Origin of the sequence: Bacillus fonticola (assembly GCF_012955605.1) — a bacterium.
Lineage (GTDB): Bacteria > Bacillota > Bacilli > Bacillales > JC228 > Bacillus_CG > Bacillus_CG fonticola.
This window is the reverse complement of the sequence record NZ_CP052135.1, coordinates 63906-84984: the sequence shown is the minus strand read 5'-3', so window position 1 is coordinate 84984 and position 21079 is coordinate 63906. Positions and strand designations below refer to the sequence as shown.

Sequence of the window (21079 nt, the reverse complement as noted above, 5' to 3'; positions counted from 1 at the left end):
CAGCGAGTTTACCGATCGAGTGAAACAGCGTTAAATAATGACTGCTTCTTCCACGATTTCTACGAGGCGAAAACGCTTAGTTGCAGACAGAGGGCGAGTTTCCATAATGCGGACGATATCGCCGACCTTTGCTTGGTTCTCTTCATCGTGCGCCTTGAATTTCTTAGAATACTTGACGCGCTTCCCGTAAAGTGAGTGCTTTTTGTACGTCTCGACCGTTACAGTGATCGTTTTGTCCATGCTGTCAGATACAACACGTCCTGTGTACACTTTGCGTTGGTTGCGTTCACTCATTCGAGTACGACCTCCCCTCTAAATTAATTGTTTACGCTGATTTCACGCTCGCGGATGACAGTTCCCATGCGCGCGATCGATTTACGTACTTCGCTAATGCGAGCAGTGTTTTCGAGTTGTCCTGTAGCAAGTTGAAAACGAAGGTTGAAAAGTTCTTCTTTTAAGGACTTGACTTTTTGTTCTATTTCGGCAGTGGTTAATTCACGAATTTCATTAGCCTTCATTTGTCTCACCACCAATTTCTTCACGTTTTACAAACTTAGTTTTAATCGGTAGTTTGTGAGCGGCAAGACGTAACGCTTCACGAGCAACCTCCTCGGAGACACCCGCAATTTCGAACATGATCTTACCAGGTTTCACAACAGCTACCCAACCTTCAGGAGCACCTTTACCGGAACCCATTCGAACTTCAAGTGGCTTTGCAGTGTATGGTTTGTGTGGGAAAATTTTAATCCATACTTTCCCTCCACGTTTCATGTAACGAGTCATTGCAATACGAGCTGCTTCGATCTGGCGATTTGTAATCCAAGAAGCTTCTACAGCTTGTAGACCGTATTCACCAAAAGCAACTTCTGTTCCACCTTTAGCGCGTCCACGCATTTTTCCGCGGTGATCACGACGGTGTTTTACGCGTTTTGGCAATAACATATTAGTTGCCTCCTTCCCTAGCGTTCTTCTTCGTAGGAAGGACCTCTCCGCGATAAATCCATACTTTGACGCCTAGTTTTCCATACGTAGTGTCAGCTTCTGCAGTTGCATAGTCGATGTCCGCACGAAGCGTATGAAGCGGAACGGTACCTTCACTGTAATATTCAGAACGTGCGATATCAGCACCACCTAGGCGACCAGATACCATCGTTTTAATTCCTTTTGCTCCTGCGCGCATAGCTCTTTGAATCGTTTGCTTTTGTGCACGACGGAAAGATACACGGTTTTCCAACTGACGCGCAATGTTTTGTGCAACAAGTTGAGCGTCAAGATCCGCTTTTTTCACTTCAAGAATGTTGATGTGAACGCGTTTTCCTGTTAGGGCATTCAACGCTTTACGTAATGCTTCAACCTCTTGACCACCTTTACCGATGACCATCCCAGGTTTCGCAGTGTGTACCGTAACGTTAAGACGATTCGCAGCACGCTCAATTTCTACTTTTGAAAGTGAAGCGTCAGCGAGACGTTTTGTGATATATTCACGAACTTTAATGTCTTCATGGAGAAGATCTGCGTAATCTTTATCCGCGTACCACTTGGATTCCCAATCGCGGATAATGCCGACACGAAGACCAACCGGATTAACTTTTTGTCCCACGAATTATCCCTCCTTTTGTTCTGATACAACGATCGTAATATGACTTGTGCGCTTGTTAATTTGACTTGCTCGACCCATAGCGCGCGGGCGGAAACGTTTCATTGTCGGGCCTTCGTTTACAAAGGCATTTTCAACAACAAGTGAGTTTATATCCATTTCGTAGTTATGCTCTGCATTCGCAATCGCTGAGTTTAAAACCTTCTCGATGATCGGAGAAGCTGCACGCGGCGTATGCTTTAGAATCGCAACCGCTTCGCCAACTTTCTTTCCGCGAATCAAGTCGATCACTAAACGAGCTTTACGAGGCGCAATACGAACTGTTTTGGCAACAGCTTTAGCTTGCATCTAGAGTGACCTCCTCTCTACTTAGCGTCTTGTTTTCTTGTCATCATTAGCATGACCTTTGTACGTACGACTTGGTGCAAATTCACCAAGCTTGTGTCCGACCATATCTTCAGTTACGTATACCGGTACGTGTTTACGGCCATCGTATACAGCAATGGTATGTCCGATAAAGGATGGGAAGATCGTGGAACGACGAGACCAAGTCTTTACGACCTGTTTTTTGTCTGTTTCGTTCAATTGATCAACTTTTTTCATCAAATGGTCATCCGCGAAAGGTCCTTTTTTCAAACTACGACCCATGAGGGTACCTCCCTTCGTGACTCTACTACGGCTCTAGCAGAGAACCGTAGTACAATCCCGTTATTTTTTCCGACGACGTACGATGAACTTGTCGGATTTATTCTTTTTCTTACGAGTTTTGAAACCAAGAGTTGGTTTACCCCAAGGTGACATAGGAGATTTGCGTCCGATTGGCGCGCGTCCTTCCCCACCACCGTGCGGATGATCGTTCGGGTTCATAACAGATCCACGAACAGTCGGGCGTTTACCTAACCAACGCGAACGTCCCGCTTTACCGATGTTGATCAACTCGTGTTGCTCATTTCCTACTTGACCAACAGTTGCGCGGCAAGTTGCAAGAATCATACGAACTTCACCAGAATTTAAACGGACGAGAACATATTTGCCCTCTTTACCAAGCACTTGAGCGCTTGTTCCTGCAGAGCGAACTAATTGTCCACCTTTACCCGGTTTTAATTCGATGTTATGAATGACAGTACCTACAGGGATGTTGATGAGCGGAAGAGCGTTTCCGACTTTGATGTCAGATGCTGGCCCTGACTCGATTTCTGTACCTACTGCGATGTTTTTCGGCGCTAAGATGTAACGCTTTTCGCCGTCTGCATAATTAATGAGCGCAATGTTTGCGGAACGGTTTGGATCGTATTCGATCGTAGCAACGCGTCCTGGAATGCCATCTTTGTCGCGTTTAAAGTCAATGATACGGTATTGGCGCTTATGACCACCGCCTTGGTGACGAACAGTCAACTTACCTTGGTTGTTGCGGCCAGCTCTCTTGCTTAAAGGAGCAAGCAAGGACTTTTCTGGTTTGTCTGTCGTAATCTCAGCAAAATCAGATGTTGTCATGCCGCGACGACCGTTAGAGGTAGGTTTGTATTTTTTGATCGCCATGACTTTTCCCTCCTATCATAATAAAATGATTAACCTTCAAAAATTTCAAGATCTTTACTATCGGCTGTGAGCTTCACAATCGCTTTGCGACGCTTGCTTGTGTAGCCATTGTATCGGCCCATGCGCTTGAATTTCCCTTTGTAGTTCATGATGTTGACCTTCTCAACCTTCACGTCAAAGATTTCTTCGATAGCGTCTTTCACTTGCGTTCTATTGGCACGTACGTTCACTTCAAAGGTGTACTTTTTGTCTGCCATTAAGTCAGCTGAGTGTTCAGTAATGACGGGGCGCTTAATTACATCGCGTGCATCCATTAACCAAGCACCTCCTCTACTTTTTCAACAGCAGCTTTCGTAAAGATGAGTTTGTCGTGTCCGACAACATCGAGAACGTTTACGCTTGTTGCATCTACTACTTTCACACCTGGGATGTTACGAGCAGATAACGCTACGTTTTCGCTTTCCCCATTTGTTACGATTAATGCTTTTTTATTGACTGAAAGGCTTTGCAACATAGCTGCAAATTCTTTCGTTCTTGGTGTTTCAAATGCCAAACCTTCCAATACAAGAACACTTGATTCGTTGACTTTAGAAGAAAGGGCAGATTTAATCGCTAAGCGACGAACCTTTTTAGGTAGTTTGTAGCTATATCCACGTGGTACGGGACCGAATACTACACCGCCTCCTCGCCATTGCGGGGAACGAATAGATCCTTGACGCGCACGACCTGTTCCTTTTTGACGCCATGGTTTACGCCCACCACCGCGTACTTCGGAACGTCCTTTTGCTTTATGAGTTCCTTGACGAAGTGAAGCTCGTTGCATCACAATCGCATCATAGAGAACGGCTTGGTTTGGCTCAATACCAAACACAGTATCGTTTAATTCCAACTCACCAACTTGAGATCCGCTCTGATTGAATACAGTCACTTTCGGCATTCCGGTGTGCCTCCTTTCTTATTAGATTACTTTACCTTTACTGCAGATTGAATTTTAACAAGACCTTTTCTCGGCCCTGGTACGTTTCCTTTTACTAAAAGCAAATTGCGTTCTGTATCTACTTTAACAACTTGTAGGTTTTGTACAGTCACTTTATCTGTACCCATGCGTCCAGGCAAAGCTTTTGACTTGAATACGCGGTTCGGGTCTACAGGACCCATTGAACCTGGGCGACGGTGGTAACGGGAACCGTGGGACATAGGTCCGCGAGATTGGTTGTGGCGTTTAATAGAACCAGCAAACCCTTTCCCTTTTGTTACTCCAGTTACGTCGATAACGTCACCTTCAGCAAAAATATCAACTTTGACTTCCTGACCAACTTCATACTCACTCGAGTTAGTACCGCGAAGTTCGCGAACGAAGCGCTTAGGTGCGGTTTCTGCTTTGGCAAAATGTCCTTTAGCAGGTTTATTAGCAAGCTTTTCGCGCTTGTCTTCGAAACCGATTTGGATCGCTTCGTAGCCATCGTTTTCAATTGTTTTCTTTTGAAGGACAACGTTTGGAGCTGCTTCAACTACTGTTACCGGAATTAATTCACCGTTCTCTGCAAAAACTTGCGTCATACCGATTTTTCTTCCTAAGATTCCTTTGGTCATTTGTCACACCTCCTGATTACATTGTTTTCGTTTTATTATTTATAGTTTGATTTCAATATCAACGCCTGATGGTAGATCAAGGCGCATTAAAGAATCAACTGTTTGTGGTGTTGGATTCACTATGTCAATAAGACGTTTGTGGGTACGCATCTCGAATTGCTCACGAGAATCTTTGTACTTATGAACCGCACGAAGGATTGTGTATACACTTTTCTCTGTCGGAAGTGGGATTGGACCACTAACCGCTGCTCCAGAGCGTTTCGCTGTATCTACAATCTTTTCAGCCGATTGATCTATAATACGGTGATCATACGCTTTTAAACGAATACGAATCGTTTGTTTTGCCATTATTTTCCCTCCTTTTCGCCTATATCGAGATAGACTGTTCTCCATGGAAATTCACCTGACGCACGAGCCATGGCAAAGCGGCCGGGTGTGTCAGCAACCTTCCACTTCATCGCAACATTTTAGCCAACATTGCCTATTATAGCAAGGTTGGACGCTCGAAGCAACCTAAATCCAATTAATCATCGGGCTCAGGCACACTTTTATTATTATAGTGGATCAGGTCGTCTGTCGCAAGCCTAAAGGAAAAAGTCTGTCAATTATACTTCGACTTTTCTATAACTGGAAAAGAGCTACGTAGAATCACTATAGCTCTCCTTTTCTGTTATTTACTCTTCTTGTCTGTTGATTTCTTTATTTCGTCTTTTATATGTTTCTTCCATTGTAGTAATTGATCTTTATACATATCTTGTTCTTGCACGGTTGGTCTGTATGCATCGTACCGACATCGTTCGTAGAGTACGATGGCGTCTTGAAAGTGCTCTCCTGTTAGTCGTACTCGATGTGCCCAATCGCGGACCGTTTCACCGGGGCGCTTCCGATAGGCGCTGTACTTGGAGCCTATCTCTAATAAATCATACATAAGTGCTCGTATCGCTTGCTCTGGACGCTTACCTTTCCCTCGTCCAAACCATCTAGAGAACACTTCACCTCTTTTAGCCGAATCGTCTAGCCTCTCATGAAAGACTATCACGGTTTCAGAAGTGGCTGTTTCACGGCTTTCCTTTTTCCTGCGCAAAATCCAAAGTACAATACCGATCACGAACGACCCTAACAACACCCACTCTAAAAACCCGAGAGTTTCTATTGCCGCCCCTTCGTATGATCCATCTAATGAAAAGTCTTCTTCTTGTTCTTGAGCAGAGCCGACCCCTTCCCCTTCTTGACTGATTGGCTCAGCAGGCTCTATTGATTCCAACCAGTTCCAAAACGGACTAAGCCCCCAGGAAACTGCATAGATGACACCACTAAATCCTCCCTGAACCATTTTCCAAACTAACGGCATCATTAGAGACACCATTACAGTTACAACAATTAATACACCCGTCAACCCAATTCCTTGCGTGAATGCTTTTGGAGATCCCCCTTCATCCACCGCCGTCTTGACCAGGTACAATTGACGATGGAATGCGGTAAGCACCCACTGTAGGCATAGCACAATAAGGACAGTCCCGTTCCCTATATCTGAAGCTATGCTCAAATAAAGGAAGGAACCAAATCCTAAGAAGGCGCTCCATACTAACACGCTCATATTGTCGAGCTGATAGTAAACTCCCTCTGAACGAACGGCACGCCAACTAACAAGCGGTGCGAGAATGAGTAGCCACTGAATAGGAAAACCGAACGACCATTGAATAGTACCAACGCCTACTAAAGCACCCAAAAGCAGCACTGCCTTATTCGCGGTTCTCTCATAACCTAGCACTGCAAGCACGGCGCCCAACACCACCATGAGGAAGTAGGCAACAATAGCAACCGTTTCGCCCAAATAACCCATCGTATAGACAATATAAAAAAGAACAGATCCCTCCACAAAAGCTCTTGTTGCAACTAAAAGAGCTAACCACCATCTCGTCATGATACCACCCTCCCTTTGCTAGCAACAAAAGGTTGTAAAAAAGGAGGATCTTCTCTTGATTCACTCGGGTAAACTAATTGCCATATAGAGACGCCTCTGTCTACCATCCTTTCAAATATCTCGCTGGTCGTACTATCCACTTCCCCTGCATGCACCCATACTGTTGGCAACACACCACTTCTGACAAAACTGGCTACGAGACGGTGATACGGAAATGCAAACGAATCTGAGTAAATCATAGCTAGCTGCTCAAATATGCGCAGTGCCACTCCCTGACCCTGGCCTGGTTCAGTTGACAAATAAGCGGCAGGTCCGAACGTACGCAAATTAATAGCGAATTGAACTGTGCTCCCGCGTTCCACTTCTTTTTGTACGAGATATGCCACGCGGTGTGCTGCATCATCTGCATTTACATTTATGGAATAGCCGGATTGAACATTCATCGTGAACAACCAATGTCGATCCTGCACACGCTCAAATTGTTTCGTTTGGAGTGTTTGCATCTTAGCCGTTGCCTGCCAGTGAATGTGCTTAAATGCATCTCCAGGCGCATACGGTCTCGTTCCCACCGGAGATTGTTCATCTAGATCAAAAGCAAATGGAGTCGCAACCTCGCCTGATCGCGGAATGGCATGTTGCTCACGCACTAACACTTGTTTTGGTCTAGGCAGTATGTAGACTTCTTGCCGTAAAGGTAAAGGATATGTCAAGTGGGTATCACCAAATCCAAATAACTGGGGAATAATCAACTCGACATGGCGTATCTTTGCAATCCCTCGACGCTTAGCACGATAAGGTAACCGTAATACCATTCTTTCTTGATATCCTATTGTAATCGGTAGTAGACACTCAAATCGATGGTTATTCTCTTGAAATGATACACCAAGGGGCTCAATAGTCGTATCAAAGGTGACGCGCAACTTCGCTCCAACAATAGGAAGACCTCTGTTTTCCCATGTGAATAGAAAGACTCCTTCACTTCCAGAAAACAACCGCGTCCGCTTTTTCACGGTGTGTAGTACCAAGCCCTTTCCTACGTACTTATTGTAAAGCAACTGCCCCACAACAACACTTTGTGCGACCAACACAAAAAACATAATAAAAAACGACTGCATGTAAAAAGTCATCAATAGAATGAGCAGGAGAAAAAAGGAGATGGCCGAAAAGTCACTCACCCTAACAAGGTCCCGGTTCCAACCACTCATCTTAATTGGCACTCGCTTCAACAGGTGCTGGGATAACCGACAAAATACCTTCAATCAATTCTTGGGGATTCATCGTCATATACGCTTCAGTTGTGAGGATGAGCCTATGCGAAATGACAGCGGAAAACACTGCTTTTACATCATCAGGCGATACATACGATCGTCCACTAACAAACGCTTTGCCTTGCGCAGCGCGAAATAATGCAAGCGTCGCCCTCGGACTTGCCCCCACCTCGATTCCTGAAGCATCGCGTGTTGCTCGAACGAGTGCCAAAGCATAAGCCTCTATATCTGATGACACATTCACTGTCCGAATGGATTCCTGAATTCGATGCAGTTGTTTTGCTCCAACGACCGGTAAGACTTGTTCTTTCTCTCTTGCATAGATGTGAGATTGAATCATTTCACGTTCTTCAATTTCTGATGGGTATGACATCTCAAGCTTCATGAAGAAGCGATCCATTTGTGCGATCGGCAAAGCGTATGTGCCTTGTTGTACATCTACTGGATTTTGTGTCGCAACAACAAAAAATGGTTGCGGGAGAGGAAGTGTCTCACCGTCTATTGTCACCTGCTTTTCTTCCATTACCTCCAACAAACTTGATTGCGTTTTTGGTGTCGCACGGTTAATCTCGTCTACTAACAGTACATTGGTCATCACGGGTCCAGGCTGCTTAACAAATGCTTGTTCACCGGGGTGAAAATACCGAATGCCGGTCACATCTGACGGTAAAACATCCGGAGTACATTGAATTCTTGAAAATTGTAATTGTAAAGCTTGCGCAAAGGATTTTGCCAACATCGTCTTTCCAGTACCAGGGACACTCTCCAACAAAATATGTCCACCAACACACAACGCGATGGTTAACAGTTCTACAAGCTCATCCTTCCCTTTTACCACTTTTCTGATTTCTTGCTGAATCGCTTCAATTGTGTCATTCATAGAAACCCCCCCTACTACTAATTGTACAATATCACGATTCTACTTGTCAGATAGTTTGTAAAAAGGGGCACGACTCTGGTGGACGTTTGCGGTTATTTCCTTATGAACACAAAAAAACAGACCCCCATTCAAACTAGAGGTCTGTCTATAGATCATCGAGTAATCTTATTGATCAATTTTCGCCACAACGCCAGCGCCTACAGTACGTCCACCCTCACGGATAGAGAATTTAGTACCATCTTCAATCGCGATTGGAGCAATCAATTCTACAGTCATTTCAATGTTGTCTCCAGGCATAACCATCTCAACGCCTTCTGGAAGTGCGCAAATACCTGTTACGTCTGTTGTACGGAAGTAGAATTGCGGACGATAATTAGAGAAGAACGGAGTATGACGTCCGCCCTCTTCTTTAGAAAGAACGTAAACTTCCGCTTTGAACTTAGTGTGTGGTGTAATTGAACCTGGCTTAGCAAGTACTTGACCACGTTGGATATCGTCACGAGCAACACCACGAAGCAATGCTCCAATGTTGTCTCCAGCTTCTGCATAGTCAAGGAGTTTACGGAACATCTCAACACCAGTAACTGTTGTGCTTTTAGGCTCTTCAGTTAATCCAATGATATCAATTGTGTCCCCAACTTTTACTTGTCCACGCTCAACACGACCTGTAGCAACTGTTCCACGTCCAGTGATTGAGAATACGTCCTCAACTGGCATCATGAATGGTTTGTCCGTGTCACGCTCTGGAGATGGAATGTACTCATCAACAGCGTCCATTAATTCAAAGATTTTTTCTTCCCAACTAGCGTCACCTTCAAGTGCTTTCAAGGCAGAACCTTTAATTACTGGAATGTCATCACCAGGGAAGTCATACTCAGAAAGAAGGTCACGCACTTCCATTTCAACTAGCTCAAGAAGCTCTTCGTCGTCAACCATGTCGCATTTGTTCATGAATACAACTAGGTAAGGTACACCTACTTGACGAGAAAGAAGGATGTGCTCACGAGTTTGTGGCATTGGACCATCAGAAGCAGATACTACTAAGATTCCGCCGTCCATTTGTGCAGCACCCGTAATCATGTTTTTAACATAGTCAGCGTGTCCTGGGCAGTCAACGTGTGCATAGTGACGGTTAGCTGTTTCGTACTCAACGTGTGCAGTAGAAATAGTGATTCCACGCTCACGCTCTTCAGGGGCACCATCAATTTGGTCATATGCCATTGCAGTACCAGAACCAGATTTCTTATGAAGAACAGTTGTGATAGCAGCAGTTAGAGTTGTTTTACCATGGTCAACGTGGCCAATAGTACCAATGTTCACATGGGGCTTCGAACGATCGAATTTTTCTTTAGACATTAGGAAGTCCTCCTTTATATTTTCATAAGTATAGTTTTTTTATATGGGACTAAGAGAGTACGGTACAACGTCTCTCTTAGCTACCAAGCTCACAGTAAAAGTTATACTTGAACAAGCGGATAAAATCAATTACTGACCGCTATTTTTTTTGATAATCTCTTCAGAAAGAGATTTCGGTAACTCTTCGTAGTGATCAAAGTGCATAGAATACGTTCCACGACCTTGCGTATTAGAACGAAGGCTCGTTGCATATCCAAACATCTCTGAAAGTGGAACAAATGCACGAACAACTTGAGCGTTACCACGTGCTTCCATTCCTTCTACGCGACCACGACGAGAAGTAATGTCACCCATAATGTCTCCGAGATATTCCTCAGGGATAACAACTTCTACTTTCATCAATGGCTCGAGAATAACCGGCTGACATTTTGAAACTGCGTTTTTCAATGCCATAGAAGCGGCAATTTTAAACGCCATTTCATTCGAGTCAACATCATGGTAGGAACCGTCAAAAAGACGAGCCTTCACGTCGATAAGTGGATATCCAGCTAATACACCGTTACCCATTGCATCTTGAAGACCTTGTTGAACAGCTGGGACATATTCACGCGGAACAACCCCACCAACGATACCGTTTTCAAACTCAAAGCCTTTACCTTCTTCATTAGGGCTGAATTCAATCCAAACGTGTCCGAATTGTCCACGACCACCAGATTGGCGTACGAATTTACCTTCAACCTGTGCAGAGGCACGGAATGTTTCACGGTAAGATACTTGAGGTGCACCAACGTTTGCCTCTACCTTAAATTCACGCTTCATACGATCCACGATGATATCTAAGTGAAGCTCACCCATTCCAGCGATGATCGTTTGACCTGTTTCTTGGTCAGTATGCGCACGGAATGTTGGGTCCTCTTCTTGAAGTTTTCCAAGAGCTGTAGACATTTTGTCTTGGTCAGCTTTTGATTTCGGTTCGATCGCCACGGAAATAACCGGCTCAGGGAATTCCATTGATTCAAGAATGATTGGGTTCTTTTCATCACAAAGAGTATCCCCTGTGCTTGTTTGTTTCAAACCTACACCTGCTGCGATGTCACCAGAATATACAGTTGAAATCTCTTCACGAGAATTCGCGTGCATTTGAAGAATACGTCCTACACGCTCACGCTTCTCTTTAGTAGAGTTAAGAACGTAAGAACCTGAATCGAGTGTACCAGAGTATACACGGAAGAATGTAAGCTTCCCAACGTAAGGGTCTGTCATCACTTTGAACGCAAGAGCAGCGAATGGACCTTCGTCTGAAGATTCACGTGTTTGCTCTTCTTCAGAGTCAAGGAGAACACCTTTAATTGCTGGAACATCAGTCGGTGCTGGAAGATAGTCTAGAACCGCGTCTAGCATCAACTGAACACCTTTGTTTTTGAACGCAGAACCACAGATAACTGGGTAGAACTCTACGTCACATGTCCCTTTACGAATAGCAGCTTTAATTTCTTCCTTAGTAAGCTCTTCACCTTCTAAGTACTTCATCATCAATTCTTCATCAAGTTCCGCTACTGCTTCAATTAAGCTAGCACGGTACTCTTCAGCTTGATCTTTGTACTCAGCAGGAATTTCGCGAGCATCAGAACGAGTTCCGAGATCGTCTTCGTAGAAATAAGCAACCATGTCAACAAGGTCGATAATTCCTTCGAAGTCGTCCTCTGCACCGATCGGTAATTGGATCGGGTGCGCATTCGCTTGTAGGCGCTCGTGAAGAGTTTTGGTTGAATAAAGGAAGTCCGCACCGATCTTGTCCATCTTATTAACGAACACGATACGTGGGACGTGGTATGTTGTTGCTTGACGCCAAACTGTTTCAGTTTGTGGCTCTACTCCAGATTGAGCATCAAGTACAGCTACCGCACCATCAAGTACACGGAGGGAACGCTCAACTTCAACAGTGAAGTCCACGTGTCCTGGTGTATCGATGATGTTTACACGATGACCTTTCCATTGTGCTGTTGTAGCAGCAGAAGTAATCGTAATTCCACGCTCTTGCTCCTGCTCCATCCAGTCCATTTGAGACGCACCTTCATGAGTTTCCCCAATCTTGTGAATACGTCCAGTATAGAAAAGGATACGCTCAGTCGCAGTCGTCTTACCGGCATCGATGTGAGCCATGATCCCGATATTACGAGTCTTGTCTAAGGAGAACTCTCTAGGCATATCGTCTTTCTCCTTCCTTGTGTGAATGTGAAATAGTAGAGAGACGCGAGTGGATTACCAACGATAGTGAGCGAATGCTTTGTTCGCTTCAGCCATTTTGTGAGTATCTTCACGTTTTTTCACTGCTGTACCTGTGTTGTTAGCAGCATCAAGAATTTCATTTGCCAATCGCTCTTCCATAGTGTGTTCACCACGAAGACGAGCATAGTTCACCATCCAACGCAAACCAAGAGTTGTACGACGGTCTGGGCGGACTTCAACCGGCACTTGGTAGTTCGCACCACCGACACGGCGAGCGCGCACTTCAAGAACTGGCATGACATTCTTTAACGCTTGATCGAAAACTTCCATAGGGTCTTTACCTGTACGTTCTTGAACAAGGTCAAAGGCTTTATAGAGGATCTTTTGTGATGTCCCTCTTTTTCCGTCAACCATCATTTTATTGATGAGACGAGTAACAAGCTTAGAATTATAAATAGGATCTGGTAATACGTCACGTTTTGCGACAGGTCCTTTACGAGGCATTATATAGTTCCTCCTTTCACGAGTGGTTATATTATTTATTTGAAATTATTTTTTCTTCGGACGTTTTGTACCGTATTTAGAACGACCTTGCATACGACCGTCAACACCAGCAGTATCTAATGCACCACGAACAATGTGATAACGTACTCCCGGTAAGTCTTTTACACGTCCACCACGGATAAGTACAACACTGTGCTCTTGTAAATTATGACCGATACCAGGAATGTAAGCTGTCACTTCAATCTGGTTTGTCAAACGTACACGAGCGTATTTACGAAGTGCTGAGTTCGGCTTCTTCGGTGTCATTGTACCTACACGAGTACATACCCCACGTTTTTGCGGAGAAGAAAGGTTTGTTTGAGCTTTCTTAAAGCTGTTATACCCTTTATTTAAAGCCGGAGAATCGGACTTTTCAGCTTTTGATTTACGCGGCTTGCGCACAAGTTGATTAATAGTTGGCATATTGATGTTCCTCCTTTCAAAGTTGATCATGTAAGCCCACACATCCAGGTGGCTCATTTTCGGATAAAAGAAAAGATCAAGAATTTGCGTTCGAATCACAAATCCTTATCTAGTATTGTTGAAACACCTTGGATATCATATCACTTTGGAAATGTGATGTCAACAAGACTTCTAGCGGTTTTTTCATAGTCAAACTTATTTTATTACCTTCTTCATGGGGCTAGCCATACAAGCGCTAGCCCAACGAAAAAGACATATTTGTTATTCTACAGAAACCGTCTCTTCGACCTCTTCAACTTGTTCGTCGACAATTTTCGGCGTTGACTTTCGGTAGCGTTGCATTCCCGTACCCGCAGGAATAAGCTTTCCGATAATAACATTTTCTTTCAAACCGAGAAGTTCATCGCGCTTTCCTTTAATTGCTGCATCTGTCAAAACACGAGTTGTCTCTTGGAATGATGCAGCAGAGAGGAAGGAATCTGTTTCAAGAGATGCCTTCGTAATACCCAGTATTAGTGGACGGCCTGTTGCAGGATTCTTCCCTTTGAGAAGCGCCTGCTCGTTTGCTTCTGTAAATTGGTGTAGCTCTAGTAAGGTGCCCGGCAAGACATTTGTTTCTCCTGCGTCCATAACACGTACTTTACGCATCATTTGGCGAACCATAACCTCTACGTGTTTATCACCAATTTCAACCCCTTGCATGCGATACACTTTTTGTACTTCACGAAGGAGGTATTCTTGTACAGAACGAACGTCACGAATACGAAGAAGTTCTTTCGGATCAATTGAGCCTTCTGTCAGCTCTTGACCGCGTTTCACCTCATCATTTACAGCCACTTTTAACCGAGCTGTGTAAGGTGTCGTATAGGAGCGTGATTCTACCTCACCTTGAACGACAATCTCTTGTTGACGATCACGGCCTTCGGTAATAGCAGTCACTATACCCCCGATTTCAGAGATCACTGCTTGCCCTTTCGGATTCCGCGCTTCAAAGAGCTCTTGGATACGCGGAAGACCTTGTGTAATATCGTCTCCAGCAACCCCACCAGTATGGAACGTACGCATAGTTAGCTGTGTTCCCGGTTCTCCGATAGATTGTGCAGCGATCGTTCCAACCGCTTCACCTACTTCAACCTCTTGACCAGTCGCTAAGTTACGTCCATAACATCTACGGCAAACCCCGTGACGAGTATCACACGTAAATGCCGAGCGAATCCAAACTTCCTCAATACCAGCATCGACTATTTGTTTAGCTAAATCCTCTGTAATGAGGCCATTTTCTTCGACCATGATCTCGTTTGTTTCTGGATGTTTAATCTTCTTACGAGCGTGGCGTCCAACCAGACGTTCATCCAAAGGTTCGATTGTTTCTGATCCTTCTTGAATGGCACCAACTAAGAAGCCTTTATCGGTACCACAATCATCTTCTCGGACGATAACATCCTGTGCAACGTCAACAAGACGACGTGTTAAGTAACCAGAGTCAGCAGTCTTTAAGGCAGTATCAGCCAGACCTTTACGTGCACCATGTGTAGAAATAAAGTATTCAAGCACTGTCAATCCTTCACGGAAAGAAGACTTAATAGGAAGTTCAATAATACGACCAGCCGGGTTGGCCATCAATCCACGCATACCCGCGAGCTGTGTAAAGTTTGATGCGTTACCACGGGCACCAGAGTCACTCATCATGAAGATTGGATTCAAGCTATCCAATGTTTCCATAAGCTTTCCTTGGATGGTGTCTTTGGACTGGCTCCATATGGAGATGACACGGTCGTACCGTTCTTCTTCCGTGATGAGACCTCGACGGAATTGCTTTAGTACGTTATCAACTTTTGACTGTGCTTCATGAAGAATTGCTTCTTTCTCTGAAAGAACAACAATATCACTAATACCTACCGTAATACCTGCTTTTGTAGAGAATTTGAACCCTAGATCCTTCATACGATCCAACATTTTAGATGTCTCAGAAATGTGATGACGCTTAAACACTTCTGCGATGATATTTCCTAGATATTTCTTATTAAACGGTTTGAGAGTTTCACGGGAAGCAAATTCCTCCGCCACATTTGTCGTTGCGTCTACGAAGTAGTTACTCGGCGTGCCAACCTCTAAGTTGTCTTGTGTTGGTTCATTCAAATACGGGAATGTTTCCGGCAAAATTTCGTTAAAAATCATCTTTCCAATAGTAGTTAGCAACAGCTTGCTGTTTTGCTCTTCTGTAAAGGTTTGATTTTGCAGGGCTCCCGCATGAACAGCTACACGAGTGTGCAAATGTACATAACCATTTTGGTAAGCAATGAGCGCTTCGTTTGTATCTTTTAGGATCATTCCTTCTCCGATGGCATCCTTACGCTCAAGCGATAAATAATAGTTCCCTAAAACCATATCCTGTGACGGTGTAACTACTGGCTTTCCATCTTTCGGGTTCAAGATGTTTTGCGCCGCTAGCATGAGGAGACGAGCTTCTGCTTGTGCTTCTACAGAAAGTGGAACGTGAACTGCCATTTGGTCTCCGTCAAAATCCGCGTTGTATGCCGTACAAACAAGTGGGTGCAATCGAATAGCTCTACCTTCTACGAGTGTCGGTTCGAACGCCTGAATGCCAAGTCTATGAAGTGTTGGGGCACGGTTTAATAGAACCGGATGCTCTTTAATCACATCTTCCAACACGTCCCAAACTTCTGGGTGAACGCGTTCAATTTTTCGTTTTGCGGATTTGATATTATGCGCTAATCCACGTCCTACCAATTCCTTCATGACGAACGGCTTGAACAGTTCTAGAGCCATTTCTTTCGGTAATCCGCATTGATACATTTTTAAGTTCGGTCCTACAACGATAACGGAACGACCAGAATAGTCAACACGCTTACCAAGCAAGTTTTGGCGGAATCGTCCTTGCTTCCCTTTCAGCATGTGAGAAAGAGATTTCAATGGACGGTTTCCTGGCCCTGTTACCGGACGACCTCGACGACCGTTGTCAACAAGTGCATCCACTGCTTCTTGTAGCATCCGCTTTTCATTTTGAACGATGATGCTCGGAGCACCAAGGTCAAGCAAACGCTTTAACCGGTTGTTCCGGTTAATGACGCGGCGATACAAGTCGTTTAAGTCAGATGTAGCAAAGCGTCCACCATCTAGCTGTACCATCGGACGGAGCTCTGGAGGAATAACCGGAAGAACATCAAGGATCATCCAAGAAGGTTCATTCCCAGAATACCGGAATGCTTCGACGACTTCCAAACGCTTAATGGCACGTGTACGCCGTTGTCCTTGCGCCGTTTTCAACTCTTCCTTTAACGCCTCTGCTTCTTTATTCAAATCAATGTCTTGAAGAAGCTTACGAATCGCTTCAGCTCCCATTGACGCTTGGAATTTCGTTCCGTACTTTTCGCGATACGCACGATACTCTTTTTCAGAGAGAAGTTGCTTCTTATCAAGCGCGGTGTCTCCAGACTCTGTTACAACGTACGACGCAAAATAAATAATCTCTTCCAGTGCACGCGGTGACATATCGAGCACAAGACCCATCCGGCTTGGAATCCCTTTAAAGTACCAAATGTGACTAACGGGTGCTGCTAGTTCTATATGCCCCATTCGATCGCGACGCACTTTGGCACGTGTTACTTCAACACCACAACGGTCACAAACGACACCTTTGTATCGGACGCGCTTGTATTTTCCACAATGACATTCCCAGTCCTTTTGCGGTCCGAAAATTCGTTCGCAAAATAAACCATCTTTTTCTGGCTTCAACGTTCGGTAGTTAATAGTTTCGGGTTTTTTGACCTCCCCGAAAGACCATGAGCGGATCTTGTCGGGTGATGCGAGGCCAATCTTCATATATTCAAAATTGTTGACATCCAACAAGGGGTCTACCTCCCTTTTTCGTCTCAGGTTTTCCCTTATATCTTCAAGCCTGCTAGCTCCCTTTTAAAAGAAGCTCAACTAAATATGCACCGATCTTGGTGCAACGCCGAGAAACTCACATCGTTGTGAGCCCTCGACTGACAAGCGTTTCTATTCGGGCTGAAGGTTCTAGACTATCTACTTTGGTCTTTATTCACTTGAGCCGACTTTTTCTATTTCCGCACTTTCCTCTGAGACTGTCAGCGATTCCGCCTGCTGTGCTTCTTCCTCATCATCAAGTTCGCGCATTTCAATTTCCTGATCATCACCGGACAAGATTTTGACGTCCATTCCTAAACTTTGAAGTTCTTTAATCAAGACCTTGAACGATTCCGGAACACCTGGCTCAGGAACGTTGTCTCCTTTAACAATAGCTTCGTATGTTTTCACACGTCCAACCACATCGTCAGATTTTACAGTGAGGATTTCTTGAAGTGTGTAAGCTGCACCGTAGGCTTCGAGTGCCCATACTTCCATCTCTCCAAAACGCTGTCCGCCAAACTGCGCTTTCCCTCCAAGTGGTTGTTGTGTAACGAGCGAGTAAGGACCCGTCGAGCGTGCATGGAGTTTATCATCAACCATGTGCGCCAACTTAATCATGTACATCACTCCGACAGAAACACGGTTATCGAATGGTTCACCTGTTCGACCATCGTATAAAACCGTTTTCGCATCACGAGCCATGCCTGCTTCCTCAATCGTAGACCAAACGTCTTCCTCACGGGCACCATCAAAAACTGGAGATGCGACATGGATGCCAAGTTGACGTGCAGCCATTCCGAGGTGAAGCTCCAACACTTGCCCGATATTCATACGGGAAGGAACACCAAGTGGGTTTAACATAATATCAATCGGCGTACCATCTGGCAGAAACGGCATGTCTTCTTCAGGGAGAATGCGGGAGATTACCCCTTTATTTCCGTGGCGACCTGCCATTTTATCTCCTTCAGAAATCTTCCGTTTTTGCACGATATACGCACGAACTAATTGGTTTACACCCGGCGGGAGTTCATCACCATCTTCTCGATTAAACACTTTCACATCATGAACGATACCGCCACCACCGTGTGGTACACGTAGTGATGTATCACGTACTTCGCGCGCCTTCTCTCCGAAGATTGCATGTAAGAGGCGCTCTTCTGCTGTCAATTCAGTAACCCCTTTTGGTGTTACTTTTCCTGCTAGCAAATCGCCGTCCTTCACTTCCGCACCAATGCGAATAATTCCACGTTCATCTAAATTACGAAGAGCGTCTTCCCCGACATTCGGAATATCACGTGTGATTTCCTCCGGCCCAAGCTTCGTATCACGCGCTTCTTGCTCGTATTCTTCAATGTGCACCGAAGTGTACACATCATCTTTAACGAGTCTTTCGCTCATGATGATAGCATCCTCGTAGTTGTAACCGTCCCAAGTCATGAAACCAACTAATACGTTACGACCCAGAGCAAGCTCTCCTACCTCCATAGATGGACCATCAGCAAGGATTTCTCCTTTTTCTACCCGATCACCAATAGAGACAATTGGACGCTGGTTGTAGCAAGTTCCTTGGTTCGAACGAATAAACTTCTGTAGACGATATTTATCGAGATCGCCTTGAACTTCTTTGCCGTCGATCTCACTAATACGGCGTACCCACACCTGCTTGGCTTCGACGTGTTCAACAATACCTTCATGTTTGGCGGTTACGGCAGCACCAGAGTCTTTGGCAGACACGTGCTCCATTCCTGTTCCAACAAGCGGTGCTTCTGGCTGGAGAAGCGGTACTGCCTGGCGTTGCATGTTCGCACCCATTAAGGCACGGTTCGAGTCATCATTCTCTAAAAACGGAATGCATGCAGTTGCAGCAGACACAACTTGCTTAGGTGAAACGTCCATATAATCGATCCGCTCACGTTTCACAACGGTGTTCTCACCACGAAAACGCGCAATCACTTCGTCGTCAATAAATGAGCCGTCATCACCAAGTCGTGCATTCGCTTGAGCCACGACATAGTTGTCCTCTTCGTCGGCTGTTAAATAATCGATCCGCTCTGTAACCATCCCTGTTTCCGGATCAACACGACGATACGGCGCCTCAATAAACCCGAAACGATTTACTTTTGCAAAGGAAGATAGGGAGTTGATCAAGCCGATATTAGGTCCCTCAGGCGTCTCAATCGGACACATACGACCGTAGTGAGAGTAATGAACGTCACGCACTTCAAATCCAGCACGTTCACGCGTTAAACCACCAGGTCCAAGCGCTGAAAGACGACGTTTATGAGTTAACTCAGCTAAAGGATTTGTTTGGTCCATAAATTGTGACAGCTGCGAGCTTCCGAAAAATTCTTTAATCGACGCAATTACAGGTCGAATATTAATCAATTGTTGCGGTGTAAGCGTTGCAGTATCTTGAATGGACATACGTTCACGAACGACACGCTCCATACGAGAAAGCCCAATGCGGAATTGGTTTTGCAGAAGCTCACCAACAGAACGCAAGCGACGGTTTCCGAGATGGTCAATGTCGTCTTTATCTCCAACACCGTGTAGTAGGTTGAAGAAATAACTAATGGACGCGACAATATCAGCAGGCGTAATATGCTTTTGCGCTATATCTACAGATCCATTACCTATGACATTGATGATTTTCTCACCTTCGTCATTTGGCGCATAGATTTTAATAGACTGAACAATCATATCGTCTTCAAGCACTCCGCCGTTTGGCGTAAAACTCTTGAAACCAATTCCTTGTTCTAAGTACGGAAGTAGTTTATCCAACGTACGACGATCAAGCGTCGTCCCTTCTTCTACAAGGATTTCCCCTGTTTCTGGGTCAGCTAACGTTTCAGCTACACGTTGGTTAAATAAACGATTCTTAATATGAAGCTTTTTATTCATTTTGTAGCGACCTACATTGGCAAGGTCATAACGCTTTGGATCAAAGAAACGAGAGACAAGTAAACTTTTAGCGTTTTCAACCGTTGGCGGTTCTCCAGGACGAAGGCGCTCATAAATTTCTAATAGCGCTTTTTCCGTACTCTCAGTGTTGTCTTTTTCAAGCGTATTACGAATGTATTCATTGTCCCCGACTAAATCAAGAATCTCTTGGTCACTTCCAAAACCTAACGCACGCAAAAGAACGGATACGGGCATCTTTCTTGTACGGTCGATACGCACATGAACTACGTCTTTTGCATCCGTTTCGTATTCAAGCCAAGCCCCACGATTCGGAATAACCGTTGCTGTATACCCTCTTTTTCCGTTCTTATCAAGCTTTTGGTTATAATAAACACTAGGGGAACGTACGAGCTGGGAAACGATGACACGTTCAGCTCCGTTGATCACAAACGTTCCTGTATCTGTCATGAGAGGGAAATCGCCCATGAACACTTCTTGGTCTTTCACTTCACCTGTTTCTTTGTTAATAAGACGTACTTTTACACGCAAAGGCGCTGAATAAGTCACATCACGTTCTTTTGCCTCATCGACAGGATACTTTGGATCACCTAAACTATAATCAATAAATTCAAGTGATAAATTCCCTGTGAAATCTTCTATTGGAGAAATATCTTGGAACATTTCTCTAACACCCTCATCTAAAAACCACTCATATGAAGCAGTTTGTATCTCGACAAGGTTCGGCAACTCGAGCACTTCGCTAATGCGAGCAAAGCTTTTGCGTTGGCGGTGTCGTCCGTATTGAACTAGTTGACCTGTCAACTGTTTCACCCCTCATATCACACGTATTCGGAATCTATTGAACCCCACAACTAGGAACGACCTTAAGCTGTGAAAGGCAAAAAGAAAAAGGGTTTTAGACTAAAACCACAATT

At 44.7% G+C, this 21079-nt stretch carries 20 protein-coding genes; all 20 read right to left on the bottom strand.

The window, feature by feature from the left end; all coding sequences use genetic code 11:
* Positions 1–30: 30 nt before the first annotated feature.
* The 20 genes from rpsQ to rpoB all read right to left on the bottom strand — a co-directional run bounded on the left by rpsQ (position 31) and on the right by rpoB (position 20966).
* Positions 31–294 carry a 30S ribosomal protein S17 gene (rpsQ, locus tag HHK01_RS00420; RefSeq protein ID WP_170005919.1) on the bottom strand — a complete coding sequence of 88 codons (264 nt, stop codon included), beginning with the start codon at positions 292–294 and terminating at the stop codon, positions 31–33.
* Between the two features lie 23 nt (positions 295–317).
* Positions 318–518: a 50S ribosomal protein L29 gene (gene rpmC, locus HHK01_RS00415; RefSeq protein WP_170005918.1), complete on the bottom strand. Its 201-nt coding sequence runs from the start codon at positions 516–518 to the stop codon at positions 318–320.
* Positions 508–942, bottom strand: coding sequence for a 50S ribosomal protein L16 (rplP, locus tag HHK01_RS00410; protein WP_170005917.1), 435 nt, complete (start codon positions 940–942; stop codon positions 508–510). The genes rpmC and rplP overlap by 11 nt, the downstream gene beginning before the upstream one ends.
* A gap of 1 nt (position 943) precedes the next feature.
* Positions 944–1600: a 30S ribosomal protein S3 gene (gene rpsC, locus HHK01_RS00405; protein ID WP_170005916.1), complete on the bottom strand. Its 657-nt coding sequence runs from the start codon at positions 1598–1600 to the stop codon at positions 944–946.
* A 3-nt stretch (positions 1601–1603) separates the two neighbouring features.
* Positions 1604–1945 carry a 50S ribosomal protein L22 gene (gene rplV / locus HHK01_RS00400; protein ID WP_170005915.1) on the bottom strand — a complete coding sequence of 114 codons (342 nt, stop codon included), beginning with the start codon at positions 1943–1945 and terminating at the stop codon, positions 1604–1606.
* Positions 1946–1966: 21 nt separating this feature from the next.
* A complete protein-coding gene (gene rpsS, locus HHK01_RS00395) occupies positions 1967–2245 on the bottom strand; it encodes a 30S ribosomal protein S19 (protein WP_170005914.1) in 279 nt (92 codons plus the stop codon).
* Between the two features lie 60 nt (positions 2246–2305).
* On the bottom strand, positions 2306–3136 hold the full coding sequence (rplB, locus tag HHK01_RS00390) for a 50S ribosomal protein L2 (protein ID WP_170005913.1): 831 nt from the start codon (positions 3134–3136) through the stop codon (positions 2306–2308).
* Between the two features lie 29 nt (positions 3137–3165).
* Positions 3166–3450, bottom strand: coding sequence for a 50S ribosomal protein L23 (gene rplW / locus HHK01_RS00385; protein WP_170005912.1), 285 nt, complete (start codon positions 3448–3450; stop codon positions 3166–3168).
* Positions 3450–4073, bottom strand: coding sequence for a 50S ribosomal protein L4 (gene rplD / locus HHK01_RS00380; protein ID WP_170005911.1), 624 nt, complete (start codon positions 4071–4073; stop codon positions 3450–3452). Before rplD ends, rplW begins: the two co-directional genes overlap by 1 nt.
* A gap of 26 nt (positions 4074–4099) precedes the next feature.
* Positions 4100–4729, bottom strand: a complete 630-nt coding sequence (gene rplC, locus HHK01_RS00375; RefSeq protein WP_170005910.1) for a 50S ribosomal protein L3 — start codon at positions 4727–4729, stop codon at positions 4100–4102.
* A gap of 39 nt (positions 4730–4768) precedes the next feature.
* Complete coding sequence (rpsJ, locus tag HHK01_RS00370; protein WP_170005909.1) at positions 4769–5077, bottom strand: 30S ribosomal protein S10; 309 nt, start codon at positions 5075–5077, stop codon at positions 4769–4771.
* 322 nt (positions 5078–5399) lie between these two features.
* Positions 5400–6653: a hypothetical protein gene (locus HHK01_RS00365; RefSeq protein WP_170005908.1), complete on the bottom strand. Its 1254-nt coding sequence runs from the start codon at positions 6651–6653 to the stop codon at positions 5400–5402.
* Positions 6650–7858, bottom strand: a complete 1209-nt coding sequence (locus tag HHK01_RS00360; protein ID WP_170005907.1) for a DUF58 domain-containing protein — start codon at positions 7856–7858, stop codon at positions 6650–6652. The genes HHK01_RS00365 and HHK01_RS00360 overlap by 4 nt, the downstream gene beginning before the upstream one ends.
* Before the next feature lies 1 nt (position 7859).
* The gene (locus HHK01_RS00355; protein ID WP_170005906.1) at positions 7860–8801 is read right to left on the bottom strand and encodes an AAA family ATPase; all 942 of its coding nucleotides are present in this window, start codon (positions 8799–8801) and stop codon (positions 7860–7862) included.
* Positions 8802–8966: 165 nt separating this feature from the next.
* Positions 8967–10157, bottom strand: coding sequence for an elongation factor Tu (gene tuf / locus HHK01_RS00350; RefSeq protein ID WP_170005905.1), 1191 nt, complete (start codon positions 10155–10157; stop codon positions 8967–8969).
* A 129-nt stretch (positions 10158–10286) separates the two neighbouring features.
* The gene (fusA, locus tag HHK01_RS00345; protein WP_170005904.1) at positions 10287–12365 is read right to left on the bottom strand and encodes an elongation factor G; all 2079 of its coding nucleotides are present in this window, start codon (positions 12363–12365) and stop codon (positions 10287–10289) included.
* Positions 12366–12419: 54 nt separating this feature from the next.
* Complete coding sequence (gene rpsG, locus HHK01_RS00340) at positions 12420–12890, bottom strand: 30S ribosomal protein S7 (RefSeq protein WP_170005903.1); 471 nt, start codon at positions 12888–12890, stop codon at positions 12420–12422.
* Between the two features lie 45 nt (positions 12891–12935).
* Positions 12936–13352 carry a 30S ribosomal protein S12 gene (gene rpsL, locus HHK01_RS00335; RefSeq protein ID WP_170005902.1) on the bottom strand — a complete coding sequence of 139 codons (417 nt, stop codon included), beginning with the start codon at positions 13350–13352 and terminating at the stop codon, positions 12936–12938.
* Between the two features lie 261 nt (positions 13353–13613).
* Positions 13614–17222 carry a DNA-directed RNA polymerase subunit beta' gene (gene rpoC / locus HHK01_RS00330; protein WP_170005901.1) on the bottom strand — a complete coding sequence of 1203 codons (3609 nt, stop codon included), beginning with the start codon at positions 17220–17222 and terminating at the stop codon, positions 13614–13616.
* Between the two features lie 189 nt (positions 17223–17411).
* Positions 17412–20966, bottom strand: coding sequence for a DNA-directed RNA polymerase subunit beta (gene rpoB, locus HHK01_RS00325; protein WP_170005900.1), 3555 nt, complete (start codon positions 20964–20966; stop codon positions 17412–17414).
* Between the last annotated feature and the right edge of the window lie 113 nt (positions 20967–21079).